The organism is Ramlibacter sp. GS1-15 (genome assembly GCF_057785015.1).
In genome coordinates, this window is record NZ_JBYNTU010000001.1 from 3,123,891 (window position 1) to 3,150,295 (window position 26,405).

General features: G+C 68.3%; 23 protein-coding genes. 8 read left to right on the forward strand and 15 right to left on the reverse strand.

Features of this window, described 5'->3' with window-relative positions; genetic code table 11:
- The first annotated feature begins 90 nt into the window (after nucleotides 1-90).
- On the forward strand, nucleotides 91-828 hold the full coding sequence (locus AC3EF3_RS15600; protein ID WP_488533061.1) for a Mut7-C RNAse domain-containing protein: 738 nt from the start codon (nucleotides 91-93) through the stop codon (nucleotides 826-828).
- Nucleotides 829-875: 47 nt separating this feature from the next.
- Here the strand turns inward: AC3EF3_RS15600 and AC3EF3_RS15605 are convergent, their stop codons facing one another.
- Nucleotides 876-1,436 (reverse strand): BPSL1445 family SYLF domain-containing lipoprotein, encoded by a 561-nt coding sequence (locus AC3EF3_RS15605; RefSeq protein WP_488533062.1) that lies wholly within the window; start codon nucleotides 1,434-1,436, stop codon nucleotides 876-878.
- A gap of 228 nt (nucleotides 1,437-1,664) precedes the next feature.
- Here AC3EF3_RS15605 and AC3EF3_RS15610 point away from each other — a divergent pair, with 228 nt between their 5' ends.
- Together AC3EF3_RS15610 and mdoH are read left to right on the forward strand one after the other, a co-directional pair.
- On the forward strand, nucleotides 1,665-3,149 hold the full coding sequence (locus AC3EF3_RS15610; protein WP_488533810.1) for an OpgD/OpgG family glucan biosynthesis protein: 1,485 nt from the start codon (nucleotides 1,665-1,667) through the stop codon (nucleotides 3,147-3,149).
- Between the two features lie 68 nt (nucleotides 3,150-3,217).
- A complete protein-coding gene (gene mdoH, locus AC3EF3_RS15615; protein WP_488533063.1) occupies nucleotides 3,218-5,362 on the forward strand; it encodes a glucans biosynthesis glucosyltransferase MdoH in 2,145 nt (714 codons plus the stop codon).
- A 35-nt stretch (nucleotides 5,363-5,397) separates the two neighbouring features.
- Here the strand turns inward: mdoH and AC3EF3_RS15620 are convergent, their stop codons facing one another.
- The 7 genes from AC3EF3_RS15620 to AC3EF3_RS15650 form a co-directional block, all read right to left on the reverse strand.
- Nucleotides 5,398-6,246 carry a CAP domain-containing protein gene (locus AC3EF3_RS15620; RefSeq protein ID WP_488533064.1) on the reverse strand — a complete coding sequence of 283 codons (849 nt, stop codon included), beginning with the start codon at nucleotides 6,244-6,246 and terminating at the stop codon, nucleotides 5,398-5,400.
- A 38-nt stretch (nucleotides 6,247-6,284) separates the two neighbouring features.
- Nucleotides 6,285-7,547 (reverse strand): TolB family protein, encoded by a 1,263-nt coding sequence (locus tag AC3EF3_RS15625; RefSeq protein WP_488533065.1) that lies wholly within the window; start codon nucleotides 7,545-7,547, stop codon nucleotides 6,285-6,287.
- Between the two features lie 65 nt (nucleotides 7,548-7,612).
- Complete coding sequence (locus tag AC3EF3_RS15630; protein ID WP_488533811.1) at nucleotides 7,613-8,323, reverse strand: ribonuclease activity regulator RraA; 711 nt, start codon at nucleotides 8,321-8,323, stop codon at nucleotides 7,613-7,615.
- 11 nt (nucleotides 8,324-8,334) lie between these two features.
- Nucleotides 8,335-9,309, reverse strand: a complete 975-nt coding sequence (locus tag AC3EF3_RS15635; protein WP_488533066.1) for a Bug family tripartite tricarboxylate transporter substrate binding protein — start codon at nucleotides 9,307-9,309, stop codon at nucleotides 8,335-8,337.
- An 8-nt stretch (nucleotides 9,310-9,317) separates the two neighbouring features.
- Nucleotides 9,318-10,262: a 2-hydroxyacid dehydrogenase gene (locus tag AC3EF3_RS15640; protein WP_488533067.1), complete on the reverse strand. Its 945-nt coding sequence runs from the start codon at nucleotides 10,260-10,262 to the stop codon at nucleotides 9,318-9,320.
- A 13-nt stretch (nucleotides 10,263-10,275) separates the two neighbouring features.
- Nucleotides 10,276-12,018, reverse strand: coding sequence for an L-arabinonate dehydratase (gene araD, locus AC3EF3_RS15645; protein ID WP_488533068.1), 1,743 nt, complete (start codon nucleotides 12,016-12,018; stop codon nucleotides 10,276-10,278).
- Complete coding sequence (locus AC3EF3_RS15650) at nucleotides 12,015-12,986, reverse strand: Bug family tripartite tricarboxylate transporter substrate binding protein (RefSeq protein WP_488533069.1); 972 nt, start codon at nucleotides 12,984-12,986, stop codon at nucleotides 12,015-12,017. The genes araD and AC3EF3_RS15650 overlap by 4 nt, the downstream gene beginning before the upstream one ends.
- A gap of 48 nt (nucleotides 12,987-13,034) precedes the next feature.
- On the opposite strand from AC3EF3_RS15650, the gene AC3EF3_RS15655 reads away from it, so the two are divergent.
- The 4 genes from AC3EF3_RS15655 (at nucleotide 13,035) to AC3EF3_RS15670 (ending at nucleotide 15,175) form a co-directional block, all read left to right on the forward strand.
- A complete protein-coding gene (locus tag AC3EF3_RS15655; protein WP_488533070.1) occupies nucleotides 13,035-13,775 on the forward strand; it encodes a GntR family transcriptional regulator in 741 nt (246 codons plus the stop codon).
- A gap of 102 nt (nucleotides 13,776-13,877) precedes the next feature.
- Nucleotides 13,878-14,027 (forward strand): hypothetical protein, encoded by a 150-nt coding sequence (locus AC3EF3_RS15660; RefSeq protein ID WP_488533071.1) that lies wholly within the window; start codon nucleotides 13,878-13,880, stop codon nucleotides 14,025-14,027.
- Nucleotides 14,028-14,090: 63 nt separating this feature from the next.
- Entirely contained in the window at nucleotides 14,091-14,300 is a 210-nt protein-coding gene (locus AC3EF3_RS15665) for a hypothetical protein (protein WP_488533072.1), read from the forward strand.
- A gap of 44 nt (nucleotides 14,301-14,344) precedes the next feature.
- Nucleotides 14,345-15,175: an urease accessory protein UreD gene (locus AC3EF3_RS15670; protein WP_488533073.1), complete on the forward strand. Its 831-nt coding sequence runs from the start codon at nucleotides 14,345-14,347 to the stop codon at nucleotides 15,173-15,175.
- On the opposite strand, the gene urtE is transcribed toward AC3EF3_RS15670, so the two are convergent.
- The 5 genes from urtE to urtA are packed head-to-tail and all read right to left on the reverse strand — an operon-like array spanning nucleotide 15,172 to nucleotide 20,772.
- The gene (urtE, locus tag AC3EF3_RS15675) at nucleotides 15,172-15,864 is read right to left on the reverse strand and encodes an urea ABC transporter ATP-binding subunit UrtE (protein WP_488533074.1); all 693 of its coding nucleotides are present in this window, start codon (nucleotides 15,862-15,864) and stop codon (nucleotides 15,172-15,174) included. The genes AC3EF3_RS15670 and urtE overlap by 4 nt on opposite strands.
- The gene (urtD, locus tag AC3EF3_RS15680; protein WP_488533075.1) at nucleotides 15,864-16,733 is read right to left on the reverse strand and encodes an urea ABC transporter ATP-binding protein UrtD; all 870 of its coding nucleotides are present in this window, start codon (nucleotides 16,731-16,733) and stop codon (nucleotides 15,864-15,866) included. The genes urtE and urtD overlap by 1 nt, the downstream gene beginning before the upstream one ends.
- Nucleotides 16,730-17,872 carry an urea ABC transporter permease subunit UrtC gene (gene urtC, locus AC3EF3_RS15685; RefSeq protein ID WP_488533076.1) on the reverse strand — a complete coding sequence of 381 codons (1,143 nt, stop codon included), beginning with the start codon at nucleotides 17,870-17,872 and terminating at the stop codon, nucleotides 16,730-16,732. Before urtC ends, urtD begins: the two co-directional genes overlap by 4 nt.
- On the reverse strand, nucleotides 17,872-19,443 hold the full coding sequence (urtB, locus tag AC3EF3_RS15690; protein ID WP_488533077.1) for an urea ABC transporter permease subunit UrtB: 1,572 nt from the start codon (nucleotides 19,441-19,443) through the stop codon (nucleotides 17,872-17,874). Before urtB ends, urtC begins: the two co-directional genes overlap by 1 nt.
- A gap of 60 nt (nucleotides 19,444-19,503) precedes the next feature.
- Nucleotides 19,504-20,772 carry an urea ABC transporter substrate-binding protein gene (gene urtA, locus AC3EF3_RS15695; protein ID WP_488533078.1) on the reverse strand — a complete coding sequence of 423 codons (1,269 nt, stop codon included), beginning with the start codon at nucleotides 20,770-20,772 and terminating at the stop codon, nucleotides 19,504-19,506.
- Between the two features lie 87 nt (nucleotides 20,773-20,859).
- On the opposite strand from urtA, the gene AC3EF3_RS15700 reads away from it, so the two are divergent.
- Entirely contained in the window at nucleotides 20,860-21,948 is a 1,089-nt protein-coding gene (locus tag AC3EF3_RS15700; RefSeq protein WP_488533079.1) for a tetratricopeptide repeat protein, read from the forward strand.
- 7 nt (nucleotides 21,949-21,955) lie between these two features.
- Here the strand turns inward: AC3EF3_RS15700 and AC3EF3_RS15705 are convergent, their stop codons facing one another.
- Nucleotides 21,956-22,909: a response regulator gene (locus AC3EF3_RS15705; RefSeq protein ID WP_488533812.1), complete on the reverse strand. Its 954-nt coding sequence runs from the start codon at nucleotides 22,907-22,909 to the stop codon at nucleotides 21,956-21,958.
- Between the two features lie 2 nt (nucleotides 22,910-22,911).
- Complete coding sequence (locus tag AC3EF3_RS15710; RefSeq protein WP_488533813.1) at nucleotides 22,912-26,241, reverse strand: hybrid sensor histidine kinase/response regulator; 3,330 nt, start codon at nucleotides 26,239-26,241, stop codon at nucleotides 22,912-22,914.
- Nucleotides 26,242-26,405: the final 164 nt, after the last annotated feature.

Below are 26,405 nucleotides of genomic sequence, written 5' to 3' on the forward strand. Positions count from 1 at the left end.
AGGCCCGACCTGGGTAGGGGTTGATCTTTCACCGCGGCAGGCCCACATTCGGCGCTGGGGGCCGGGGCGCCTCCAGTGCGATCTGCTGGCATGGTGACGGCGACTTTCCGCTTCTACGAGGAGCTGAACGATTTCCTCGCGCCCGCTCGGCGGCGGCGCGAGTTCACCGTGCCCTGCGCCCGCGCGGCCACCACCAAGCACATGATCGAGGCGCTCGGCGTGCCGCACACCGAGGTCGAGCTGATCCTGCTCAACGGCGCATCGGTCGGCTTCGGCGCGCTGCTGCGCGAGGGCGACCGTGTGGCCGTGTACCCGAAGTTCGAAGCGTTCGACGTCACGCCGCTGCTGCGCCTGCGCGAACAGCCGCTGCGCGACACGCGCTTCGTGGCGGATACCCACCTCGGCGCCCTCGCCCGCCTGCTGCGGGTGATGGGTTTCGACACGCTGCACGACAACGGCTTTGCCGACGACGAGATCGAGCGCATCGCGCTGTCGCAGGGCCGCATCGTGCTGACGCGCGATCGCGACCTGCTCAAGCGGCGAAGCATCACGCATGGCTGCTACGTGCACGCGCTGCGGCCGCAGCAGCAGCTGCGCGAGGTCTTCGACCGGCTTCAGCTGGCGCGCAGCGCCCGGCCGTTCACGCGCTGCCCGCACTGCGGTGCGGCGCTGCGCGCCATCGACAAGGCGCAGGTGGAACACCGTTTGCCGCCGCAGGTGCGCGAGCTGTACGGGCGATTCGGCACGTGCGAACTCTGCGGACGCGTGTACTGGGAGGGGGAGCACTGGCAACGAGTGCAGGCCCTGGTCGGACATGATCCGCGTTGAAACGACTGACGCCGCGCCCGGCGAATTCGAGCCGAGCGTCAGCCGCCTCAGAGCTCCATGCGCGTGATCTTCGTGCCGTCGATACTCAGGTTCGCCATCAAGCCGGCATTCGTCAGCGCGTAGCCGATCACCGGCTGCTGAATGGTCTTGGTGGTGACCTGCGCGTCAGCGCCGGCATCCAGGAATGCGACGGATGCATCCGCGCCCGCCGTCCATCCGCTGCTGTTCTCGAATTTCGACAATGCCTCCTGCGTCATGAACAGGAGGAACAGCGCGCGCGATTGCGCGCCCGCGATGAGGCCAATGGAGCCGCCCGCCATCCTGTAGTAGGCAACAGTGGAGCGCCCCTTGCGCAATGCGCCCTCGCCCAGCGAGCCGCCGATGCCGAGGCCCGCGCTGATCACGCGCGGGAACACGAGCACCCCCTGCGCGCGCGCAAGCAGCTCGCGCGAGCCCGGCACCTGCGCGGTGAGGTCGGTCAGCGCACGATCGACACCCGCGTCGATGTCGCGCTTCTTGGCGGCTGCGTCGTTCGGCGACCCTCGCGTGGTGGTGCAAGCGGCCAGCGGCAGCAATGTGGCCGCGACGATGAGTTCCCTGCGATCCATGGCGTCACCTCTCTTGCAATCGGAGTTGGTCGGCACGCCAAAACTCTAGGCCCGTGCCCATGCATATGGGAGAACAAGGTGCCGTCATTTGCAACAGGCCGTCAGCCGGGCGTGCGGGTTCCGCATGTCCATCGCGTTGCTGAGCTCCTGGACGCGGGCACAGCAGCGACAATTGCTGGTTCAGGAAGAAACTCGATTGTTGAGATGCAGCGACCATTCGCATTCGGAATGAATGCGTTCCGGGGCGGTGCGCTTTGGGCGTTGGCGTTATTGGCGCTCGCGCCGGGGCGTGCGCTTTCATTCGGATTTGACGACGTGGCGCGCGAGGCCGACCGGCTTTCGCGTGCGCCGTATCGGCAACCGGCTGCCGTGGACGCAAAGCTGGCCGCCATGAGCTACGACGCGTACCGCAAGCAGCGGTTTCGCCCGGAGTTCTCCACGTGGCGCAGCAGCGGCACGCCCTTCGAGTTGCAATACTTTCCGCTCGGCCGCAGCTTCACACGGCCGGTGGAAATGTTCGAGGTGGTGGGTGACGCGGTGCAGCCCATCCACGTGCCCGCAGGCGCGTTCGAAAACGGCGCCGGCGGCGGTGTCGCGGGCTGGCGCCTGAACCGCTGGATCGGCGAGCCGCGGCGCAGCAACGAAGTGCTCGCCTTTCTCGGTGCCAGCTACTTCCGGCTGGTCGCGCCGGCCTTGCGCTACGGCGTATCCGCACGCGGGCTCGCGGTCGACACGGTGGGCGGGAGCAACGAGGAGTTCCCCGCCTTCACGACCTTCTGGGTGGTGCGCCCCTCGGCCGGGGCCAGCGTGGTGCGCGTCTTCGCCCTGCTCGAATCGCCCCGGGTGACGGGCGCATATGCGTTCGTGGTGAAACCCGGCGCCTCGGCGACGACCGTCGAGATCCGGGCGCGGCTGACGTTGCGCGAGCCGGTGGTGCGACTGGGCATCGCGCCGCTGACGAGCATGTTCCTCGGCGGCGAGAACCAACCCCTGAGCGGCGACTATCGCCCCGAAGTGCACGACTCCGACGGCCTGCAGGTGGCCAGCGGCGACGGCGAATGGCTCTGGCGTCCGCTGTCCAATCCTGGCGGCGTCTTCACCACGAGTTTTGCGATGCGGTCGTTGCGCGGTTTCGGCCTGATGCAGCGCGATCGCGCGTTCAGCAGCTACCACGATCTCGAGGCGCGTTACGACCTGCGGCCGAGCGCATGGATCGAGCCGATCGGCGATTGGGGCCCCGGCCGCGTGGAGCTGCTGCAGTTCCATACCGCCGACGAGACGCACGACAACATCGGCGCCTGGTGGTTCCCCGACCGGCTGCCTGCGCCGGGCGAGCCGGTCGAGTTCAGCTGGCGCCTGACGGTGTCCGACCAGCAGCCGCTGCCGCCTGGGGCCCGGGTGGTGCAAAGCCGCCGCGGGCACGGCTGGCACGATGGCGCGCTCGCACCCGGCCACCAGCAGTATCAGCTCGACTTCGCGGGGCCGGGGCTCGAAGGCCTCGGCGAAGGCGAAGTGGAAGCCGTCGCCAGCGGCAACGGCAATGTGCGCGGCCTGCGCGCCATCGCCTATCCCAATCCGGCATTGCCGGGCTGGCGGGTCAGCCTGGACTTCGAACGGATCGACCCGCGGCAGGCCGCAGAGCTGCGCGTATTCCTGCGCCGCGGCTCACGCGTCCTGTCCGAAACCTGGTCCCACGCATTGGCACCTGAATGAACGACGACATGAACTGCGCACCTCCTTCTGCTCGCGCCCGCAGTGCCCCGACGCTGAATCGCGGCGCCATGACGCCGTCGCCGTGGTTCGGCTTCTGGCGCGGCCTGCTGTTTGCGTTGTGGCCTGGGCCCGTGCCCCGCACGTCGGACCACGGCAGCGCGCCGTGGCATGCCGCCGCACGCCGCCGCCGGGCGATGCTGCTCGTGCTGGTGGTGGCGATGGCGGGCAGCGCCGCGGCCCTGCGCATCGATGCCGCGCCGGCGCAGCCCGATGCGCTGTGGTGGGCCAGCACCGCGCTGATGACGCTGCTGTTCGCCTGGGTGGGCGTGGGATGCGCTACGGCGGTGATGGGCGCTTGGGCCGCGTGGCGCGGCGACCCGTTGTCGCCAACGGCGAGCGTGCCGCGCACGCCCATCGATGCGGCGGCGCGCACTGCCATCGTGATGCCGATCTGCAACGAAGACATCAGCCCGGTCTTCGCAGGGCTGCGTGCGACTTGCGAGTCGCTGGCGGCCACAGGCGCGCTGCAATTGTTCGACGTGTTCGTGCTGTCCGACACTGCCGATCCGGCCCTTCGCGCGGCCGAGGAGCGCGCCTGGCAGCGCCTGTGCGCGATGCTGGGTGAACCGGCCGACGGCAGCGGGCGCCTCTTCTACCGCTGGCGCAAGCGGCGCGTCAAGCGCAAGGCCGGCAACGTGGCCGACTTCTGCCGGCGCTGGGGTCGCAACTACCGCTACATGGTCGTCCTCGACGCCGACAGCACGATGAGCGGCGACACGCTGGTGCGGCTCGTGCGGCTGATGGAAGCGCATCCACGCGCCGGCATCATGCAGACCTTGCCGCAGGTGGCCAACCCCACCACCTTGCACGCACGAGCGCAGCGGTTCGCCAGCCGCGTCACGGGCCAGTTGTTCGCGCGCGGCATGGCCTGGTGGCAGCTCGGCGATGCGCATTACTGGGGGCACAACGCGATCCTGCGTGTCGAGCCCTTCATGCGGCACTGCGCCCTGGCGAGATTGCCGGGCCGCGGTGGCCTGTCGGGAGAGATCCTGTCGCACGATTTCGTCGAGGCGGCACTGATGGGCCGTATGGGCCACGAGGTCTGGCTGGTTCCGGAGCTGGGCGGCAGCTGGGAGCAGTCCCCTGCCAACCTGGTCGACGAATTGCAGCGCGATCGTCGCTGGTGCCAGGGGAACCTGCAAAACCTGCGCTTGGTCGCCGAGCCGGGCTGGCGTGGCGCACACCGCGCGATGTTCGCGGTCGGTGCGCTGTCGTACGGCGTGGCGCCGCTGTGGCTCGGTTTCACGGTGCTGGGCCTGAGCGGCAGCGGCCGCAGCGCCGGCGACATGTCCTTGTGGTTGCTGACGCTCGCGTTGTTGTTGCTGCCGCGGGTGTTGAGCGCCGGCGTCGTATTGGCACGCAAGGAAGCCGCGGCCTTCGGTGGCGCGGCGAAGTTCGTCGGCAGCGCGCTGTTCGAACTGCTGCTCTCGTCGTTGCAAGCGCCGCTGCGCATGCTCGCCCATTGCATCTATGTCTTCGGCGCCCTCACCGGCCTGAAGCTGGAGTGGAAATCGCCACCGCGTGCTGCCGAGGCGCCCCGCTGGGGCGATGTCACCCGCCGCCTGGGCGGCATCATCCTTCTGCCCATCGCAACGGGGCTCGGGCTGCTGCAGCGCTCGGCTGCGGTCGCACTCGCGCCTATGTGGCTGCCGCTGTCGATGGCCGTGCCCTTCATCGTGCTGACCGGGCATCCGCGCGCGGGCGGCCTGGCCAGGCGGCTCGGTTTGCTGCGCACACCCGAAGAGGGCATGCGACCCCGGCCGCTCGTACAGGCCGCGCAGTGCCGCGCGTTCCATGACCTGAAACCCGCGCCGGCGCCTTTGGCCGTCGTCTGGACGCATCCGAAGCCACTGCGGGACGACAGGCGCCGGGCCCAGGCCGGGCTGGCCCTGACCTTGGTGGCGGTGGCGGCGATCAGCCCGCACCCGTCGGCCTTCACCCCCGAGTTGCCCCCCGGCTGGCACCAGGGCCACCAGTTCGTGGCGGTGGCAGGCAGCGACAGCATGCAGGCGGCAGCGCCGGCACTCCAGAAGCCGACATCACGCAAGCGCGTGATGCGCGAGCGCCCCGCGCGAATGATCGACGAAGCGGTGCGCCGCCGCGCGATGGAGGCCGTGAAGCGCGCGCTGGAGTCGGAGATTTCGCCGGCCTGACCCGGGGCGCTCCCCGTGCCGCTGCCAGGCAGGGCTCATCGGGTCCGCCCGAACTCCTGCGCCCAGTACACGATCGCCTTCGCCTCCATGTTGATGGCGAAGGCCACGCCCATCTCGGTGAAGTCGGGACTCATCAGGTTCGCGCAATGGCCGGGGCTGGCGATCCAGCCTTGCACGACGTCCTCGGGCGTTTCCTGCCCGGCCGCGACGTTCTCGCCGATGCTGCGCCAGGCATAACCGGCGCGGCTGATGCGCTGCGCCGGCGTGCTGCCATCGCGCCCCTCATGCTCGATGAACTGGTGCGCCGCCATGTCCTGCGCGTGCGATTGCGCCGCGCGCTCGAGCAGCGCGTTGGCGCGCAGCGGCGGCGCCGGCCCGAACGATTCGTTGCCGCAACGACGGGCCTGCGCGCGGGCCTGGTTGGTGAGGGCGAGCACCTTCGCGCCGACGGCTTTCGGATCGGCGAGGGCCGGAAGCTGCACGCTGCCGGCCAGCACGACCAGCCAGCTCGAACCCTCCCGCACGAAGGCGAAATCCGTGAACTGCGGCTCGATGAGCGCCGGACAATGGTGCCGCGCCAGGGCCTCCGCCACGTCGGCTGCCCGTTCGTAGCCAGTGAATCGCGCACTGAACACCCGCCGCGCGCGATAGCCTTCCTTTTCCGCCGCGGCAATGGAGGGCTCTCCCTGCTCGATGCGCTGGGCGGCGCGTGCGAGTGCCGGCGATTCGCGCAGCGGCGCCGCAATGCCCGCATGGCCGCCGCAGCCTTGGCCGCGCGCCTGGGCGACGAGCGCCGGCAACGGACCGCCCGCAGCTTGCTGCTGGGCGTGCGCGGCGGCCGCGCACCAGGCGCTCGCCAGCACGGCAGCAACGAGGCGTGTCATGCGCCGATGCTAACGCCCTCCCCCACGGCGTGGGCAGGCTACGCAGCGGAAGCCGCGACTTCGCTCACCACCGGGCCGCTGAGCGCCAGGCGCGTGGAACCATCGGGCTCGATCGCGAACACGCCGTGCCCGTTCGTGTAGACCACGCTGCCGTCCGAAGACAGGTCGAACGAAGCGACGCTGCGCGCCAGCACGCGTTCTTCGCCCTGCGGGCTGCGCCTGACGAGCTCCCAGCTTTCGGGAACGAGTGACGGCACGCCGTGGACCGGGCGTGCGCTGCGCAGCGCCTTCTCGGCGTCGACGCGCTTGCCCTGCAGCAGGATGTTCTTCAGGTCCGCCTGCACCGCCGGGCCGGAGGCGCTGGTGAGCGGCTTGCGGCTGTACATCAGCGAGAAGAAGTTCAGGAAATGGAACACGGCGCGCAGGAGCCGGAACGGGAACAGCAGCAGGTCCAGCAGGACGTTGGGCGCGCCGTAGCGGGGCGTCTCGTAAGGCCGGCGGATGAAGTGCAGATGGCCGTCGCGCGACACGCGCGGGCGCAGGAAATCGAATCGCGGATCATCGAGGATCGGCGACACGGAGCCGGTCTCCATGTCCAGTTTCTGGATGCTGGCCGGCCCCTGCGCGACGATGTAGCCCTGCTCGTTGCGCGCGAAGCCCGACGACTGGAACAGCAAGCGGCCGGGCACGCCCGGGATCCAGCCCGGGGCGGAATCGACGGTGTCGCCGCCCGTCACCTCGCGAAGCCCGTTGCCTTCGCGGTCGCACAACACGATGTTGGCCACGCCGCCACTGGCTTGCGACGACGCGGCGAGCAAGGCGCCGTCGGGCGAGACGCTCAGGTCCGTGAGGTGCAGGCCCGGTTTGAGCAGCAGGCGCAGCTCCCGGCCCGAAGCGGCTTCGCGCCTGAACAGGCCGCCGATCGTGCTGTCCTTCAGGAAATACAGCAGGCTGTCCGAGCTTTCGAAGGCCGCGCAGGTCGCGAGGATCGGCGCGTCGGGGGCTTCGAAATTGCGCATGCCGCCGCCCGCCGCGATGTTGAAGCTCGTCCCCTGCTTCCACCCGTGTCGCTGCCTGGCGCGTTCCCGCCGCTCGAGCGCTTCGCGCGCATAAGGACTTTCGAGTTCGGTGAAATCGCCGCCCGCCTCGCGATAAAAGAGCTGGCCGTGCGACAGGAATGCCAGGCCCCTGGCCGTGCGACCCACGTCCTGGGCGGCGCCGGCAGGCGTGCGCGACGCGATGAACCGATGAACGAAGTAGACGATCAGCGCCGCGGCGAGCAGCGCAAGGACGATATGCATGCCCCAGACCTCCCGCGCGAAGTGTATCGGCGACGGCTGGGAACGGTCTGCGCCATTTCCCTCGCCTAACGCCCCTTCGCCTTGCGCCAAGCCGCGAAATCGTCTTTCGTCTTCGGGTCGGTGGCGGGATACAGGCCGAGGATGCTGCGGCCCTTCGTCACTTCCTCGGTGACGAAATCCTCGAAGGCCGTCATCTCCACCGCTTCCTGCGCGAGCTCGTCGGCGAGGTGCGCGGGCAGCACGACCACCCCTTCGCGATCGCCCACCACGACGTCGCCCGGGAAGACGGCGACATCGCCGCAGCCGATCGGCACGTTGATGTCCAGCGCCTGGTGCATCGTGAGGTTGGTCGGCGCGCTCGGGCGATGGTGATAGGAAGGAAACGGCAGCTGCCCGATCTCGGGCGAATCGCGAAAGCCCCCGTCGGTGACCACGCCCGCGCAGCCGCGCACCATCAGGCGCGTCACGAGGATCGACCCGGCCGAGGCGGCGCGTGCGTTCTTGCGGCTGTCGATCACCATCACGGCGCCGGGCGGGCACTCCTCCACGGCCTTGCGCTGGGGATGGCCGCGATCCTGGAACACGGTGATCGGGTTCAGGTCCTCGCGCGCCGGGATGTAGCGCAGCGTGAAGGCCTCGCCCACCATGTTCGGCAGGCTGGCGTTGAGCGGATGCACGTCCTGGATGAACTGGTTGCGCAGGCCGCGCTTGAACAGCGCCGTGCACAGCGTCGCCGCGCTCACGCCCATGAGCATGGATCTGGTTTCGGGGTTCAGGGCCATGGCGTTCAGTCGGCGGAAAGGTGGTTGTCGATGATGATGCGCGCGTACTTCCTGCGGTCCGCGGCGATGAGGTTGGCGAAGTCGGCCGGTGTGCCGCCCTTCGCCACAGCGCCCTGTGCGAGCAACTGGTCCTTCACTTCGGGCGTGGCGAGCACCTGCTGCAGGTCTTTCGAGATCCTGTCGACGATCTCCCGGGGCGTTCCGGCGGGTGCGAGCAGGCCCAGCCACGAGCCCGACTCGGCGCCGGTGACGCCCGCCTCCTCCAGCGTCGGCACATCGGGCAGCGCCGCGACGCGCTCCCTGCTGGTGATCGCCAGGGCCCTCAACTTGCCGGACTTGATGTGGGCCGACAGCTCGAGCACCGAGGCGAACAGCATGTGCACGTTGCCGGCGATCAGGTCGGTCATCGCGGCGCCGCCGCCCTTGTAGGGCACGTGCAGGATCTTCGTGCCGGTGGCGATCTTGAAGGTCTCGGCCGACAGGTGCGGCGAGCCGCCGCTGCCCGAGCTCGCATAGGTCAGTTTGTCGGGCGAGGCCTTCGCCAGCGCGATGAGCTCCTTGACGTTCCTCGCCGGCAGCGAGTTCGTCACGGCCAGCACGAACGGCAGCTCGGCGAACTCGCCGATCGGCACGAAGGCCGTGTCCGGGTTGTACGAGAGCTTCTTGTACAGCGTCGGGTTGATCGACTGCGTGCCGATGTTGCCGGTCAGCAGCGTGTAGCCGTCGGGCTTGGCGCGTGCGACCACGTCGAGCCCGACGTTGCCACCGGCCCCGCCGCGGTTGTCGACGAGCACGCTCTGGCCCCACAGCTGCGAAAGCTTCTGCGCGACGATGCGCGTCGCGATGTCGGTGCCGCCGCCGGCGGCGAAGGGCACGACGATGGTGACCGGCTTGGCGGGCCAGCTCTCCGCTTGTGCAACGGTGGCCGTCAATGCGATCACGGCCGCGGCGAGCGCACGCGCGATGGGGGTTCCGGGCATCTTGACTCCTAGGCGTTGGCGGGAACGGCCACGGGCACGCGCCCGGTGGCCAGGAAGGTGGCGAGGTTGTGCGCGACGAGTTCGGCCATCGCCTGGCGCGTCTCGTTCGTGGCGCTGGCCATGTGGGGCAGTAGCACGACGTTGTCCAGGTCGAACAGCGCGGGCGGCACCTTCGGCTCGTCCTCGTACACGTCGAGGCCGGCGCCCGCGATGCGCCTTTCCTGCAGGGCCTTCACCAGCGCGGGCTCGTCGACGACGCTGCCGCGCGCGACGTTCACCAGGTAGCCCTGGGGCCCGAGCGCATCGAGCACGCGCGTGTCGATCAGGTGCCGCGTGGCGGCGCCCCCGGCACTGACCACGACGAGGAAATCCGCCCATTCGGCCAGCCCCAGCAAGGTGGGCTCGTAGCCGTACGCCACGTCGGCCACGGCTCGCCGGTTGTGATAGCGCACGTCCATGTCGAAGCCGCTGGCCCGCCTGGCGATCACGCGCCCGATGCGGCCCAGCCCCACGATGCCCAGGCGCTTGCCGCTCACCCGGGTCGTGAGCGGGTAGGGCGCCTTGAGCCAGCCGCCTGCGCGCACGTAGCGGTCCGCCGCGCTGAAGCGGCGCGCCGCGTCGATCACGAGCCCGAAGGCCGTGTCGGCGACGCAGTCGTTCAGCACGTCGGGCGTGTAGCCGACCGGGATGCCGCGCTGGTGCGCGTAGTCGATGGCGATGGTCTCGTAGCCCACGCCGAAGCTGGAGATCACGCGCAGGTGGGGCAGCTGCTCGAGCAAGGCGCGATCGGCGCCGAAGCGCGCCGACGTGACGAGCCCTTCGACGCGCGTGCCGTGCTGCGCGAGATAGGCCGCACGGTCGGCCTGCTTGTGCAAGGGCAGCAGCTCGTAGTCGCGGGCGAGCGTCTCTTCCAGCCAGGGCACCAGCGGCCCGGCTTGCAGGATCACGGTCATTGCAGTTCGGCTTTCAGTAGATCACCGGCTCGCCGATGGGCGCGCCGAAGGAAGTCTCGAGGTAGTCGAAGTCGCAGCCCTGGTCGGCCTGCAGGATGTGCTTGGAGAACATGTAGCCGTAGCCGCGCTCGTACCGCGGCATCGGTGCTTTCCACGCGGCGCGGCGGCGCGCGAGCTCCTCATCGCTCACATGCAGGTGGATCGAGCGATTGGGCACGTCCACGGTGATGGTGTCGCCGGTCTTCACCAGCGCGAGGTTGCCGCCGACGTAGGCCTCGGGCGCGACGTGCAGCACGCAGGCGCCGTAGCTCGTGCCGCTCATGCGCGCATCGCTGATGCGCATCATGTCGCGCACGCCCTGCTTCACCAGCTTGGTGGGAATCGGAAGCATCCCCCACTCGGGCATGCCGGGACCGCCCTGCGGGCCGGCGTTGCGCAGGACGAGCACATGGTCCTTGGTGACGTCCAGATCCGGATCCTCCACCGCCTTCTTGAGCGAGGGATAGTCGTCGAACACCAGCGCGGGCCCGGTGTGCGTGAGCAGCCCGGGGCTGCAGGCGCTGGGCTTGATCACGCAGCCATCGGGCGCGAGGTTGCCGCGCAGCACAGCCAGCGCGCCCTCCTTGTAGATCGGGTTCGACAGCGGCCGGATCACGTCGTCGTCATGGACCTGCGCGCCTTCCAGGTTCTCAGCGAGAGTCTCGCCGGTCACCGTCATCGCATCGAGGTGAAGCAGGTCGCCGAGGTTCTTCATCAACCCGCGCATGCCGCCGGCGTAATAGAAGTCCTCCATCAGGTACTTGTCGCCGCTGGGCCGGATGTTGGCGATGACGGGCACCTTGCGCGAGAACGCATCGAAATCATCGAGCGTGACTGCGCATTCCTTGCCCGCGCGGCGCGAGATCGCGACCAGGTGGATGATCGCGTTGGTCGAGCAGCCCTCCGCCATCGCCACGGTGATCGCGTTCTCGAAACTCTTGCGCGTGAGCATCTTCGCGGGCGTGAGGTCTTCCCACACCATGTCGACGATGCGGCGCCCGCATTGCGTGGCCATGCGCCGGTGGTTGGAGTCGACGGCGGGAATGCTCGAGGCGCCCGGCAACGTCATGCCCATCGCTTCGGCGATGCCCATCATGGTCGCGGCCGTGCCCATCACCATGCAGGTGCCGGCGCTGCGCGCGATGCCGCCTTCGATCTCCATCCACTGCGTTTGCGTGATGTTGCCGGCGCGGCGCTCGTCCCAGTACTTCCAGGTGTCGGAGCCGGAGCCCAGCACGTTCCCCTTCCAGTTGCCGCGCAGCATCGGGCCGGCGGGCAGGTAGATGCACGGCAGGCCCATGCTGAACGCGCCCATCAGCAGGCCCGGCGTGGTCTTGTCGCAGCCGCCCATCAGCACCGCGCCGTCGATCGGGTGCGAGCGCAGCAGCTCCTCGGTCTCGATCGCGAGCAGGTTGCGGTAGAGCATCGCCGTCGGCTTGACAAAGGGCTCGGACAGCGAGATCGCCGGCAGCTCGATCGGAAAGCCGCCCGCCTGCAGGATGCCGCGCTTCACTTCCTCGGCCCGCTCGCGGAAGTGCGAGTGGCACTGGTTGATGTCGCTCCAGGTGTTGACGATCGCGATGACGGGCTTGCCCTGCCAGTCGGTAGGGTCGTAGCCCATCTGCATCGCCCGGGAGCGGTGGCCGAACGCCCGCATGTCGTCCGGCGCGAACCAGCGCGCCGATCGCAGCTGCTCGTAGGTCTTGCGTTCGGTCATTCCGGCTGGATCCCCGCGGCCTTGATCACCTTCACCCAGCGATCCATCTCGCCGGCCACGAACTTCGTGTAATACGCCGAGCCTTGCGGCGGAACGACGAAGCCTTGAGAGTCCATGCGCTGCTTGATCGCGGGCGACTGCATGGTGGCGACCAGCGCCGCCTCGATCCTGTCGGCGATCGGCTTGGGCGTGCCCTTGGCCACCGACATGCCGGACCACGACAGCGCCTCGAAGCCCTTGAAGCCGAGCTCGTCGATGGTGGGCACCTCGGGGTACAGCACGTTGCGCTGCAGGCTCGTCACGGCCAGCGCGCGCAGCTTGCCGGCCTTCACGTGCTGGTAGGCGACGTCCTGGTTGATGAACATCAGCGGGATCTGCCCGCCGAGGATGTCGGTCATCATCGGACCGCCGCCGCGGTAGGGGATGCCGACCATGTAGACCTTCGCGGTCTGCTTGAACAGCTCCATGGCCATGTGGCCCGACGCCGCCGGCGTGTAGCCGTAGCTCAGCTTGCCGGGATTGGCCCGCGCGTAGTCGAGGAAGTCCTGGAACTTCTGGAACGGCGTGGACGGGTGCACCACCAGCACGTTGGGCCCGGAGTGCACCTGCGTGAGGTGGATGAAGTCCCTGACCGAATCGTAGGACACGGTCTTGATCATGCCGTGCGCCACCGCGTTCTGGCCGACGCCGGTCTGGATGAGGGTGTAGCCGTCGGCGGGCTGTTGCAGTGCGCGCGCCGTGCCCACGACACCGCCGGCGCCGCCCAGGTTTTCGATCACGATGGGCTGGCCGAGGCGCTTGCCCAGGTCTTCGCTGAGCATGCGGGCCATCACGTCGCTGGTCCCGCCGGCGGGAAACGGCACGACCAGGCGGATCGGCTTGCTGGGATAGTCGGCCTGCGCCCGGGCGGCCAGCGGCGACAGGGCGGCGGCACCGACGGCACCGAGGAACTCGCGTTTGGTCAGCATGCGTTCGTCTCCTTTTCTGGCATTCTAGTATGCTAGTATCAGGTTTCGATGGCCCGCTCTCGTCCGCAAATACCCGTACTCCCGGCACCGCTGCGCGCGCTCGCGCCGGCCGCCGGGCGCGGCCACATGGGACGCAACGTGTACGAAACACTGCGCACGGCCGTCCTGGACTGCACGCTGTTGCCCGGCACGGCCTTGTCGGAACAGGCCGTCTCGGACGAGCTCGAGGTGAGCCGCGCGCCGGTGCGCGAGGCCTTCCGGCAGCTGGCGAACGAAGGGTTGGTGGAAAGCATTCCCCAGCGCGGCACTTTCGTCGCGCTGCTGAACGCCGAAAAAATCGCCGACGCGATCTTCGTGCGCGAGGCGATCGAGTGCCGTGCGGCGGAGCTGGCCGTGAAGGCCCCGCTCGCGCAGCGCAAGGACCTGCTGCGCATCGTGAGGAACCAGGCCGCGGCCTCGGCACGGCGCGATTACGTCGGGCACCTGTCGGCCGACGAGGAGTTCCATCACGCCATCCTCACCCTCGCGGGCCATCCGCATGCATGGGCGCCGCTGCGGCTCGCGCGCACCGGCATGAACCGCGTGCGGCACCTGGCGATCCCGGCTGCGGGCAGCCCGCGCATCGCCATCGACCATCACCGTCGCATCGTCGACGCGATCATTGCGGGTGACGCACGCGCGGCACGCGAGGCGATGCGCGTGCACATCCATTCGCCCTTGGACTTCCTCGACGCGATCCGCCGCGCTCATCCCGAGTATTTCGAGGACGCCGCTCGCCTGCCGGACTAGTCCGGCATCCGTGTTCTCCGACACGCGCTGTCGCACAACGGCGGAAACGGACGAGCCACCCACCTACAGGTTGAGGCTCAGCCGGCGAGCACGATTCGCCGTATGAAGATCTTGAACCTCATCCACATCATGGTCGCGCAGGCCTTCTACAAGTGGGCGCTGCGCGAGATCAACCCCCTGCACCCCGACGTGCCGCGCATCATGCTGCGAAGGCGCGAACTCGAGGACAAGGCCCGGCAGATGTTCGCGTGACCGGCGTCGGGATTTCGCCAATGGATGAGTCGATGCCGATGTGCGCTGCGTTAACATCGGCCCATGGCGGAAAACGTGACGGCGGCGATGCAGGCCTGGCAGGAAGCGGAAGAGCAGGCGCGCGCAGCCGAGAACCTTCTGCTGTCCGTCCTGCAGGAATGGACGGCGCGCCGCGGCCCCGCGGTCTCGCGCCAGCTGCTCGATGAAGTCGCCCAGTTGCGCGACCGGGCCAACGACAAGCTCACCGTGATCCTGTCGCTGCTGCGGCCCTGATTTCATCCCGTCCAGCTCATGCGCGGCGCGGTTAAGCTCCGCGGATGGCCTGGCACGCTCGCCTGAATCTCGATTACCGCCGCGACGGCGCGCGCACGCTGGTGCGGCACGAGCACGAAGGGCCGCTGCGCGTGCTGCAGACGCTCTATCCGGAAGGCGACGGCATCGCCCACAACGTGCTGGTTCATCCGCCTTCGGGCCTGGTGGCCGGCGACACGCTGGACATCGCGCTGAAGGCCGGCGCGGGCGCGCACGGGCTGGTCACCACGCCGGGCGCCGCCCGCTTTTACCGCAGCGAAGGCGAGCCGGCGGTGCAGCGCACGCGCATCGTGCTGGACGCGGGTGCGCGACTCGAATGGCTGCCGCTGGAAGCCCTGTGCTATAGCGGCTGCATCGGCGAAAACCATCTGATGCTCGACCTGGCGCCGGGCGCGGAGATGATCGGCTGGGACGTCACGGCCCTCGGGCTGCCCGCGGCGCTGCAGCCTTTCGCGAAAGGCTCGTTCCTGCAGCACCTGGAATTGAAAGGGCACTGGCTCGAACGCGGACGCATCGACGCGAACGACGGGCGCCTGATGAACGGCCCGCTGGGGCTGGCCGGGCGCCGCTGCATCGCCACGCTGTTCTTCGCGTGCGGGGAGGCGATCGCGCGCCCACGGCGTGAAGAGCTGCTGGCGCTGGCGAACGAGGCGATTGCGAGGTGCGGCGCTGACGTGATCGCCGGTGCGACGGCGCCCGGGCCGAACGTCGTGGTCGTGCGCGCGCTGTCTGCCGTGGTCGAACCTTCGATGCAACTGCTGAGGGCCATTCACGCGGCCTGGCGGCCGGCGCTGTGGCAGCTCGCGCCGGTCACGCCGCGGCTGTGGGCGCTCTAGATCGCGACCAATTCCCGCACGCCCTGCGCTTCCATCTCGCTGCCCGCGCCGCGCGCGATGAACTCGCCGCGCTGCATCACGAGGAAGTCGTCGGCCAGCTCGCGCGCGAAGTCGTAGTACTGCTCGACCAGCAGGATCGCCATGTCGCCGCGGTCGGCCAGGGTGCGGATCACGCGGCCGATGTCCTTGATGATGCTGGGCTGGATGCCTTCGGTGGGCTCATCGAGGATCAGCAGGCGCGGCTTCGCGGCCAGGGCCCGCGCGATCGCCAGCTGCTGCTGCTGGCCACCCGAGAGGTCGCCGCCGCGGCGCTTGAGCATCTGCGCGAGCACGGGAAAGAGCTCGAACAGCTCCGGCGGCACCGGCTCGCTCGCGCCCTTGTACGCCAGGCCCATGCGCAGGTTCTCTTCCACCGTGAGGCGCGCGAAGATCTCGCGTCCCTGCGGCACGTAGCCGATGCCGGCGCGTGCGCGCTCGTACGGCGTGCGGTGGGTGATCGGCTTGCCTTCGAACTCGATGCTGCCGGACTTGATGGCCACCAGGCCCATCAGCGACTTGAGCAGCGTCGTCTTGCCCACGCCGTTGCGCCCCAGCAGCACCGTGACCTTGCCGGGCCTCGCCTCGAAGGACAACCCGCGCAGGATGTGCGAGCCGCCGTAGTACTGGTTGACGTCCTTGACTGAAAGCATCACCGCCCCAGGTAGACCTCGATCACCCGCTCGTCCGACTGCACCTGCTCCAGCGTGCCTTCTGCGAGCACCGAGCCTTCGTGCAGCACGGTGACCTTCTCCGAAATCGACTGGATGAAGTTCATGTCGTGCTCCACGACCATCAGCGAGTGCTTGCCCTTGAGCGAGACGAACAGCTCGGCCGTGCGCTCGGTCTCCTCGTCCGTCATGCCGGCCACCGGTTCGTCCAGCAGCAGCAGCTTCGGGTCCTGCATCAGCAGCATGCCGATTTCCAGCCATTGCTTCTGGCCGTGGCTCAAGGTGCCGGCCAGCCGATCGACGGCATCGGCGAGGTGGATCGTGCGCAGCACCTCGGCCACGCGGTCGGCGTCCTCGCCGGCCAGGCGGAAGAACACCGACGCGACGACGTCCTTGTCCGTCTTGAGCGCGAGCTCCAGGTTCTCGAACACCGTGAGCTGCTCGAACACCGTGGGCTTCTGGAACTTGCGGCCGATGCCCATCTGCGCGATCTCGGCTTCCTTGTGGCGCAGCAGGTCGATCGTGCTGCCGAAGTACACCGTGCCCTCGTCGGGCCGGGTCTTGCCGGTGATGATGTCCATCATCGTCGTCTTGCCCGCGCCGTTGGGGCCGATGATGCAGCGCAGCTCGCCGGGGGCGATGTCGAGCGAGAGCTTGTTGATGGCCTTGAAGCCGTCGAAGCTGACGCTGACGTCCTCGAGGTACAGGATGCGGCCGTGCGACACATCGACCTCGCGATGGCGCACGGGACGGGCGAATCCGGCGGCGCGCCCGCCGGATTCGGTGTTGCCGGGGGCCGCGGCGTGAGCCGCGACTCGGCGCGCCCCCTCCTCCATGAGGTCGGGTGTCATGCGCCCTTCCTCCTGAACTTCTTCGCCAGCCCCATCACCCCTTCGGGCAGGAACAGCGTGACAGCGATGAACAAGGCCCCGAGGAAATACAGCCAGAACTCGGGGGCGGCCACGGTGAGCCAACTCTTCGCGCCGTTGACGATGAAGGCACCCAGGATGGGCCCGACCAGCGTCGCGCGCCCGCCCACCGCCGTCCAGATCGCGATCTCGATCGACTGGGCCGGGCTCATCTCGCTCGGGTTGATGATGCCCACTTGCGGCACGTACAGCGCCCCGGCGACACCGCACATCACCGCGGAAAGCGTCCAGATCGCCAGTTTGTACCCTGCGGGCGAGTAGCCGCAGAACATCACGCGCGACTCGGCGTCGCGGATCGCCTGCAGCACGCGCCCGAACTTGCTCGTCACCAGCCAGCGCGACAGCAGCAGGAACGCGAGCAGCGTCACGCCGGTGGCGACGAACAGGCCCATGCGTGTGGATTCGGAGGTGATCGTGAAGCCGAAGATGCGCTTGAAGTCGGTGAAGCCGTTGTTGCCGCCGAAGCCGGTCTCGTTGCGGAAGAACAGCAGCATCGCCGCGTAGGTGAGTGCCTGCGTGATGATCGAGAAGTACACGCCTTTGATGCGCGAGCGGAAAGCGAAGAAACCGAACACCAGGGCGAGCAGGCCCGGCACGGCGACGATCAGCAGCAGCGTCGCCGGCACGCTGTCCGAGAAGGTCCAGTGCCAGGGCAAGGCCTTCCAGTCGAGGAACACCATGAAGTCCGGCAGGTCGCTCTTGTACTGGCCCTCGCGCCCGATCTGCCGCATCAGGTACATGCCCATCGCGTAGCCGCCCAGCGCGAAGAACAGGCCGTGTCCGAGCGAGAGGATGCCGGTGTAGCCCCAGATCAGGTCCATCGCCAGCGCGCAGATCGCGTAGCACATGATCTTGCCGACCAGCGCCACGGCGTAATCGCTCATGTGGAAGACGCTGTCGGCGGGCACGGCGAGATTCAGCACGGGGGCAACGGCGCCGATGCAGACCAGCGCGACGAGGAAGACAGTCCAGCCCGTTTTCGAGAACAGGGAACGCGAGGGCGCCAAACCGGCCCGCGGCGCCGTTTCCGTTTGCTCGACGAGTTTCGGTGCGCGGTCCATCAGGCCTCCGCGCTCCGGCCCTTGACCGCGAAGAGGCCCTGCGGCCGCTTCTGGATGAAGACGATGATCAGCACCAGCACGGCGATCTTCGCGAGCACCGCGCCGGCCCAGCCTTCGAGGAACTTGTTCAGGATGCCCAGCCCCAGTGCCGCGTACACCGTGCCGGCGAGCTGGCCGACGCCGCCCAGCACCACGACCATGAATGCATCGACGATGTAGCCTTGCCCGAGGTCGGGGCCGACGTTGCCGACCTGGCTTAGGGCGCACCCGGCCAGGCCCGCGATGCCCGAGCCGAGCGCGAAGGCATAGGTGTCGATGCGCGCCGTGTTCACGCCCATGCAGGAGGCGATCGGGCGGTTCTGCGTGACGCCGCGCACGAACAGGCCCAGCCGCGTGCGCGAGATCAGCAGCGACATCGCGACCAGCACCGCGAACGCGAAGGCGATGATCACGATGCGGTTCCAGGGCAGTTGCAGGTTGCCCATCAGGGCGATGCCGCCGCTCATCCAGCTCGGGTTTTCCACGCCGACGTTCTGCGCGCCGAAGATCGTGCGCACCAGCTGCTGCAGCGCGAGGCTGATGCCCCAGGTGGCGAGCAAGGTCTCCAGCGGCCGGCCGTAGAGAAAGCGGATCACGCCGCGCTCGAGGATCGCGCCGACGATGGCCGAGGTCGCGAACGCCACCGGGACGGCCGCGACCAGGTACCAGTCGAACGAGCCGGGCAGGTACTTGCGGAACAGCCCTTGCACGACGTAGGTGGCGTAGGCACCGATCATCATCAGCTCGCCGTGGGCCATGTTGATCACGCCCATCAGGCCGTAAGTGATCGCCAGGCCCAGCGCCACCAGCAGCAGGATCGAGCCGAGGCTGATGCCCGAGAAGATCGCCGCCGCGCGGTCGCCCCAGGCGAGCGAGGCGTCGACCGCGCGCAGCGAGCCTTCGAGCGCCGCCTTCACGTCGGGTTCGCTTTCGCTCTTCAGACGCTCGATCAGGAGTGTCTTGGTCGACGCCATGTTGCTCGCACCGAGCAAGCGCGCCGCCTCCAGCCGCTTGGCCTTGTCGCTGCTGGACAGCAGCGCCGCCGCGCGCACCAGCGCGAGCTGCTCGCGGATCGCCGCGTTCTGCTCCGAAGCCAGCGCCTTCTCGATCATGGGCAGCCGCGATTCATCCGGGTCCTTCTGCAATTCCTTCACGGCGGACAGGCGCAGGCCTTCGTCTTTCGAGAAGAGCTTCAATGCGGCGAGCGCCGAATCGATCTCCCCGCGCAGGCGGTTGTTGCTGACGACGTCCTCGGCGTCGGCGGGGACAGCCGCATCCTTGCCGCTGATGGGATCGATGCCCTTGCCATCGCGCACGATGAAGAGCTTGCCGCCGGAGACTTTCACTGCGTCGTCGGCGAGCGCCTGCAGGAACGCGGCGGTCCTGTCGTCGGCCGTCGGAATGGCCTTGGCGAGCGCCTCGATGCGCGCGTCGGATTCGCCGATGGCGATGGCTTGGGCTTCTTCCGGCGTCAGCGCGAGTGCATGACCGCCGCAGAAAACCGCCAACAGGAACAGGAATCTCTTGAACATCTGTGGAATGCCCCGCACGCGAGGCATTGCGCAGATGCCGGGCGTGCGCCCGGCAGGTGGTCAGATCTTCGTTTTGCCGTCCGGCTCGTCCTTCTTCTTGTCGTTGCCTTCGATGAAGGGCGACCAGGGCTTGGCCTTGACCGGGCCGGGGGTCTTCCACACCACGTTGAACTGGCCGTCGGCCTTCACTTCGCCGATGAACACCGGCTTGTGCAGGTGGTGGTTCTTCGCGTCCATCGTCGCGACGAAGCCGCTCGGTGCCTTGAAGGTCTGGCCGGCCATCGCGGCGATCACCTTGTCGGTGTCGGTCGACTTGGCCTTCTCCACCGCCTGCGCCCACATGTGCACGCCGATGTAGGTGGCCTCCATCGGGTCGTTGGTGAGCGGCTTGTCCTTGTGGCCCGCGATGTTGTGCGACTTGGCGTACTCGGCCCACTTCTTCGTGAACTCGGTGTTGGTCGGGTTCTTCACCGACATGAAGTAGTTCCACGCGGCCAGGTGACCCACCAGCGGCTTGGTGTCGACGCCGCGCAGTTCTTCCTCACCCACCGAGAACGCGACAACCGGCACGTCCTTGGCCTTCAGGCCGGCATTGCCCAGCTCCTTGTAGAAGGGCACGTTGGAGTCGCCATTGATCGTGGAGATCACGGCCGTCTTGCCGCCGGCGGCGAACTTCTTGATGTCCGCGACGATCGTCTGGTAGTCGCTGTGGCCGAAGGGCGTGTACTTCTCGTCGATGTCGCTGTCCTTCACGCCCTTGGAGTGCAGGAACGCGCGCAGGATCTTGTTGGTCGTGCGCGGATAGACGTAGTCGGTGCCCAGCAGCACGAAGCGCTTGGCGCCGCCACCTTCCTTGGACATCAGGTATTCGACGGCGGGAATCGCCTGCTGGTTGGGCGCCGCGCCCGTGTAGAACACGTTCTTCGACAGCTCCTCGCCCTCGTACTGCACCGGGTAGAACAGCAGGCCGTTGAGTTCCTCGACGACCGGCAGCACCGACTTGCGCGAGACCGACGTCCAGCAGCCGAAGATCACGGCGACCTTGTCCTGCGTGAGCAACTGCTTGGTCTTCTCGGCGAACAGCGGCCAGTTGGAGGCCGGGTCGACCACCACCGGCTCGAGCTTCTTGCCGAGCACGCCGCCCTTGGCGTTGATCTCGTCGATCGCCATGAGCGCGGTGTCCTTGAGCACCGTCTCGGAGATGGCCATCGTGCCCGACAGGCTGTGCAGGATGCCGACCTTGATGGTGTCGGCGGCGAAGACAGGCATGCCCACGGCCGCGAGAGCGACGGCCGCGGTGAGCGCCTGGAGGGTGAAGCGACGTTGCATGGGGGAAGCTCCTTGGGTAAGCGATGGGACGCCCGAAGTGGACGAAGGTCATCCTAGGCAGGAGGTTCGCGCGGCGATATACGCCGCATGGCGTACGAAGGCGCGGTCGGCTCGCGCCCGGCCAGTAAGATGGGCGCCGAGGAGGAAAGCATGAAAGCATTGCTTGCTGCTGCGTGCGCGATGTTCGTGGGCTTGTCATCACAACCCGCCATGGCCGGTGCGGACGCCGCGCGGATCGAAAAGGAAAAGCTCGCCCAAGCCCACGAGCTGATCGGCGGCTACTACGGCAACTCGTCCGACCTGCAAAAGGCCGCCACACTCGTTTCAGAGGTGCTGCGCGGCAACCCGAAGTCCGCACCCGGATGGATGGAAGCGGCGCGGATCACCATCAAAGGTGGGCACGTGGTTTCGGAAGAGTTTGTTCCAGGCACGCTCGATTCATACCGGAGCTTGGTGAACAAGTCCCTCGAACTCGATCCGGACAATGCCGACGCGCTGGCGTTGCGCGCGGAAACCTACCTCCTCTCGGGCGCGTACGACGATGCCCTTGCAACCATCGTGCGCGGCCAGAAGATCGATCCGGACAACCCCTGGCTCAAGCTCCAACTCGCCTCGTATCACAAGAAAACACGCAACGCCAAGCTCGCGCTCGATGCGCTTTATTCGGTGATCACTCCCCGCTGCGACACCGACGCCGATTACCGCCGTGCGTGCGTCAACTCGCTGCTGCAGCAGATCTACTACTTCTCGCTGCCGGACAACGCGGACCTCGTCCGCAGCCTTGCGAAGCGCATGCTCGTTTTCCGCGACCCGCGCGACGCATGGTCGCTCGGCGACCTCGGCCTGTACGTCGCCGAGACGGGACTGGACGATGAGGGGATCGAGTACGAGCGGCAAGCGTTGAAGGTCATGAACTACGGGGTGGCGCGGCTGACGCTCGCCTCGTTGCTCTATGGCAAGGCCGCCGTGCTCCGGGAGGAGGGAAAGCCGTACATGCCCCTGTTGGCGGAAGCCGATGCGCTGGGCATTTCCGAAGAGTCTGTCCTCAATTGGTACACGCGTGTACGGGGTCCTGTGCAAAAGCGGACCTCGGCGATCATCCGGCTTTTCGAATCAAGGACGATCGAGGAGTCAGCGCCGGCGGCGAAGCCTGCCATGCCGCGTCGTTCTGCCTGACGGTGCGTCACGCCTCGAACTGTGGCTGCAGTTGCCGGATGCGCCCCAGCGCCATCGCCGCCGCCGCGGTGCGCGTCTCCACCCCCAGCTTGGCGAACACGCGCTCCAGGTGTTTCTTCACCGTCGCGGGGCTGGAGCCCACGATGTCGGCGATGTCGCGGTTGATCTTGCCCTTGACCACCCAATAGAGCACCTCGGCCTCGCGCGCGGTCAGCTTGAGCGCCAGGCTCATGGACTCGATCACCGCGCTGTCCGAGACCTCGCGCATGACGATCAGCCAGTCGCCGTCGCCGGTCTGCTGGTGCAGACGGAATGTGAGGCGGCGCGCGCCGGATTCCATCGCCAGGCGCGGCGGCTCGATCTGGCGCTCGGCGTCTTCGAGGTGGCGCTGCAGCCAGTGCACCACGGCTTCGGGCGTCTGCTGTGCCGAGCCGAAATACGTGACGAGCAGTTCGCGCGCCAGCGGTGTCTGCCACATCAGCTTGCCGTCCCAGGCGCGCACGGTGATCGTGGCGTAGCCGAAGGCGTCGAGCGCGTTGCGCTGCTGCCGCGCGAGGCGCGCACCCTGCATGTGCACGCCCATGCGCGCGAGCACTTCCTTCGGCTTGATCGGCTTGGTCACGTAGTCCACGCCGCCGGCTTCGAGCGCCGCGACCAGGTGTTCGGTCTCGGTCAGGCCCGTCATGAAGATGATCGGGATATGCGTGGTGTTCGGCCCCGCCTTCAGCCGCTTGGCGACCTCGAAGCCGTCCATGCCCGGCATCATCGCGTCGAGCAGCACGATGTCGGGCACGGCCTGCGACGCGCGCTGCAGCGCGGCCTCGCCGCTGGTCGCGACCAGCACGGTGTAGCCCGATTCGTCCAGCGCGTCGTGCAGCACCGCCAGGTTGTCGGGGACGTCGTCGACGATGAGGACGACCTCGCCGGCGGCGCGGTCGAAGTCGCGCGCGGGGGCATTCATCGTCACGGCGTTTCCTCCTTCAGCGCCGGCCGGAACTCGGCCAGGCGCCGGCCCATCGCTTCGAACTGGAACCGGCGCGCGAGCTCGCGCATGGTGGCCACGAACGCGGCGCATCGAGGCTCGCCCGCCTCGATGGCGTCGAGCCGGTTGATCACGCCGCGGTAGTAGCCAAGCGCGGCGGCTTCGCGCAGCGCAGTCACGTCCGCGGCCGGCGGCCAATGCCAAGGCGCGTCCGATTCCTTTGGCGGCGCAAACGCACCCGTCGCTACCCAGCGCAGCCCGAGCTGGCGCTCGAGCCAGTCCAGCAGCTCGCTGTGGCGCACGGGCTTGGTGATGAAGTCCTCGGCGCGAATGCCGGCGTCGTTCTCGAGCGACTTGTCGAACGCGTTGGCCGACACCACGGCGATGCGCGATTCGACGTGAAACTGGTTCCTCAGGCGCCGGATCGTTTCCCAGCCGTCGATGCCCGGCATCGCGAGGTCCATCAGGATCGCATCGGGGCGCAGGCCCGCGGCCACCAGGTCGAGCGCATCGTGCCCGTTGGCCGCCGTGCGCAGTTCGAAGCCCAAAGGCGCCAGCAGGTGCACCAGCAGTTCGCGATCGGCCTCCTCGTTGTCCACGACGAGGATGGAGCGGCGCGCACCCTCGTAGCCGCCGCGCGGTGGCTTCGGCCGGGAGGGAGCGGGCAAGGCCGCGTCGTGCATTTCGGGCAGGAACAGCTTGATGCGGAAGATCGAACCCGCGCCCGGCGTGCTCTCGACCTTCAGCTCGCCGCCCATCAGGTCCGTGAGCATCTTCGCGATCGTCAGGCCCAGCCCCGCGCCCGGCGCCGACCGGGCGGCGCTGGCGCCGCGCGCGAACGGCTCGAAGACGTGCTCGATCTCCTCGCGCGCCAGGCCCGGGCCGGTGTCCTCGATCGCGATCCACGCCATCTCGCGCGCATGCCGCACGCGGAAGGTCACCTGCCCCTGTGCCGTGAACTTGATGGCATTGCCCAGCAGGTTGATCAGGATCTGCCGCACCCGCTTCTCGTCGGCGCGCACGACTTCGGGCAGGTTGCCTTGCGGCTCGAACCGGAACGCCAGCCCCTTGCCCGCCGCCTGCAGCTCGAACAGCGCCGCCATCTCGTGCACGCAGTCGGCGAAGCGCATCGGCACCACCTGAAGCGCGAGCTTGCCGCCCTCGATGCGCGCGATGTCCAGCGTGCCTTCGATCAGCGACAGCAGGTGCTCGCCGCCGCGGCGGATCACGCTGACGGCCTGCTTGCGGTGCGGCGGCACCCCCGCGTCCTCGGCCATCAGCTGCGCGTAGCCGAGGATGGAGTTGAGCGGCGTTCGCAGCTCGTGGCTGATCGCGCTGATATAGCGGCTCTTCGCCTGGTTGGCCTGCTCCGCCTGCCGTTTCGCCAGCTGCAGGGCTGCGTCGGTCTCGCGGTGCGATTCGATCTCGCGCATCAGGAGGTGCGCCTGCCGGTTCGATTCCTCCTGCGCGACCTGCCGGCTCTTGTGCGCGAGCACCAGCCACCAGGCGACGATGCCGGCGATCACCACCAGCGCGACGTAGGCCTTGATGAAGCCCGAGCGCAAGGAATCGATGGCCGCGTCGGCCGCGAGCGCGCGCGGCTCCTGGTGATACAGCAGGCCGAACACCGTGGCGAGCAGCGGCACGACGATCAGCATCAGCAGGATGAAGTGGCCCAGGCCGGTGTCGAGGAACGGCCAGGTGCGCCGCGGCAGCAGGGCGCGCAGCACGCCCGACCACTGCGCCGACAGGCTCGCGTGCGGCTTGCACAGGTCGCCACAGCGCGCATCGAGCGTGCAGCACAGCGAGCAGATCGGGCCCTGGTAGGCCGGGCAGTGCGCCATGTCCGGGCCCTCGTACTCGCGCTCGCAGATGACGCACACCTGCGTCGCCCCGGCGGAGGCCGGGGCCGTTGGCGGTTGTTCGCGCGCGATGTAGTACTTGCCCTTCGTCGCCCACGCGATCGCCGGCGCCGAAACGAACGCTACGCCCAGCGCGATCAACGAGGAAAACGCTTGGGCCGTCGCGCCGAACAGCCCCAGGTGTGCGGGAATCGACAGGGCCGACGCGAGCGCCATCGCACCGACACCCACCGGGTTCACGTCGTACAGGTGCGCGCGCTTGAATTCGATGCCGGGCGGCGACAGCCCCAGCGGCTTGTTGACCACCAGGTCCGCGACCACGGCCATCATCCACGCGATCGCGACGTTGGAGTACAGGCCCAGCACGTCGCCCAGCGCCTGGAAGACGTCCATCTCCATCAGCATGAAGGCGATCAGCGTGTTGAACAGCACCCAGACCACGCGGCCGGGATGGCTGTGCGTCACGCGCGAGAAGAAGTTCGACCAGGCGAGCGATCCCGCGTACGCGTTGGTCACGTTGATCTTCAGCTGCGAGACGACGACGAAGACGGCCGTCGCGATCACGGCCCAGCCGTATTTCGGGAAGACGTACTCGTAGGCCGCGAGGTACATCTGGCTCGGGTCCACCGCGCGCTCGACCGGGACCATGTGCGTGATCGCGAGATAGGCGAGCAACGCGCCGCCCAGCATCTTCGCCACGCCGACCATCACCCAGCCCGGCCCGCCCGCGAGCACGCCCGCCCACCACGCCCTGCGGTTGGTCGCAGTCGGCGCCGGCATGAAGCGCAGGTAGTCCGCCTGCTCGCCCATCTGCGTGATCAGCGCGATGCCCACCGTGAGCGCCGCACCGAACAAGTGCAGGTCGAATCCCGGATGCGTGCCCTTTTCACCGGCGTAGTGCACGACCCCGGCGAACGCACCGGGATCGCGCGACAGCACGTACCCGAAAGGCACGACCAGCATCACCAGCCAGAGCGGCTGGGTCCAGACCTGCAGCCGGCTGATGGCCGACACGCCGTGCGTCACCAGCGGGATCACGACCAACGCGCAAACGAGGTAGCCCCAGGCCGCCGGGATGCCGGTGGCCAGCTCCAGCGCATAGGCCATCACGGCCGCCTCGAGCGCGAAGAAGATGAAGGTGAAGGAGGCGTAGATCAGCGACGTGAGCGTGGAGCCGATGTAGCCGAAGCCGGCGCCGCGCGTCAGCAGGTCCATGTCCACGCCGTAGCGCGCGGCATAGATGCTGATGGGCAAGCCCGCCAGGAAGATGATCAGGCCGGTGGCGACGATCGCCCACAGCGCGTTGACGAAGCCGTACTGGACCAGCAGCGTCGCGCCCACCGCCTCCAGGATCAGGAACGAGGCCGCGCCGAACGCGGTGTTCGCCACGCGCCAGGTCGACCACCTGCGAAAGCGCTGCGGGGTGTAGCGCAGCGCCCAGTCCTCCATGGTCTCGCGCGCCACCCAGCTGTTGTAGTCGCGCCGCACCTTCACCACGCGCTGCGGCGCGTCGGGGCCGGGGACGATGGGGATGACCGAGCTCACGGCGCGGAGTTGCAGCTTCCGTGCCTGTCCATGCGCCGTTGGGCGTATGGCCGCGCTCGGGGTTTGCA

Bases quoted from the DNA above. Each gene is read 5' to 3' on its own strand.
- AC3EF3_RS15600 (WP_488533061.1), top strand. From the start codon at position 91: ATGGTGACGGCGACTTTCCGCTTCTACGAGGAGCTGAACGATTTCCTC.
- AC3EF3_RS15605 (WP_488533062.1), bottom strand. From the start codon at position 1,436: ATGGATCGCAGGGAACTCATCGTCGCGGCCACATTGCTGCCGCTGGCC.
- AC3EF3_RS15610 (WP_488533810.1), top strand. From the start codon at position 1,665: ATGAATGCGTTCCGGGGCGGTGCGCTTTGGGCGTTGGCGTTATTGGCG.
- mdoH (WP_488533063.1), top strand. From the start codon at position 3,218: ATGACGCCGTCGCCGTGGTTCGGCTTCTGGCGCGGCCTGCTGTTTGCG.
- AC3EF3_RS15620 (WP_488533064.1), bottom strand. From the start codon at position 6,246: ATGACACGCCTCGTTGCTGCCGTGCTGGCGAGCGCCTGGTGCGCGGCC.
- AC3EF3_RS15625 (WP_488533065.1), bottom strand. From the start codon at position 7,547: ATGCATATCGTCCTTGCGCTGCTCGCCGCGGCGCTGATCGTCTACTTC.
- AC3EF3_RS15635 (WP_488533066.1), bottom strand. From the start codon at position 9,309: ATGCCCGGAACCCCCATCGCGCGTGCGCTCGCCGCGGCCGTGATCGCA.
- AC3EF3_RS15640 (WP_488533067.1), bottom strand. From the start codon at position 10,262: ATGACCGTGATCCTGCAAGCCGGGCCGCTGGTGCCCTGGCTGGAAGAG.
- araD (WP_488533068.1), bottom strand. From the start codon at position 12,018: ATGACCGAACGCAAGACCTACGAGCAGCTGCGATCGGCGCGCTGGTTC.
- AC3EF3_RS15650 (WP_488533069.1), bottom strand. From the start codon at position 12,986: ATGCTGACCAAACGCGAGTTCCTCGGTGCCGTCGGTGCCGCCGCCCTG.
- AC3EF3_RS15655 (WP_488533070.1), top strand. From the start codon at position 13,035: ATGGCCCGCTCTCGTCCGCAAATACCCGTACTCCCGGCACCGCTGCGC.
- AC3EF3_RS15660 (WP_488533071.1), top strand. From the start codon at position 13,878: ATGAAGATCTTGAACCTCATCCACATCATGGTCGCGCAGGCCTTCTAC.
- AC3EF3_RS15665 (WP_488533072.1), top strand. From the start codon at position 14,091: ATGGCGGAAAACGTGACGGCGGCGATGCAGGCCTGGCAGGAAGCGGAA.
- AC3EF3_RS15670 (WP_488533073.1), top strand. From the start codon at position 14,345: ATGGCCTGGCACGCTCGCCTGAATCTCGATTACCGCCGCGACGGCGCG.
- urtE (WP_488533074.1), bottom strand. From the start codon at position 15,864: ATGCTTTCAGTCAAGGACGTCAACCAGTACTACGGCGGCTCGCACATC.
- urtD (WP_488533075.1), bottom strand. From the start codon at position 16,733: ATGACACCCGACCTCATGGAGGAGGGGGCGCGCCGAGTCGCGGCTCAC.
- urtC (WP_488533076.1), bottom strand. From the start codon at position 17,872: ATGGACCGCGCACCGAAACTCGTCGAGCAAACGGAAACGGCGCCGCGG.
- urtB (WP_488533077.1), bottom strand. From the start codon at position 19,443: ATGTTCAAGAGATTCCTGTTCCTGTTGGCGGTTTTCTGCGGCGGTCAT.
- urtA (WP_488533078.1), bottom strand. From the start codon at position 20,772: ATGCAACGTCGCTTCACCCTCCAGGCGCTCACCGCGGCCGTCGCTCTC.
- AC3EF3_RS15700 (WP_488533079.1), top strand. From the start codon at position 20,860: ATGGCGTACGAAGGCGCGGTCGGCTCGCGCCCGGCCAGTAAGATGGGC.
- AC3EF3_RS15705 (WP_488533812.1), bottom strand. From the start codon at position 22,909: ATGAATGCCCCCGCGCGCGACTTCGACCGCGCCGCCGGCGAGGTCGTC.
- AC3EF3_RS15710 (WP_488533813.1), bottom strand. From the start codon at position 26,241: ATGGAGGACTGGGCGCTGCGCTACACCCCGCAGCGCTTTCGCAGGTGG.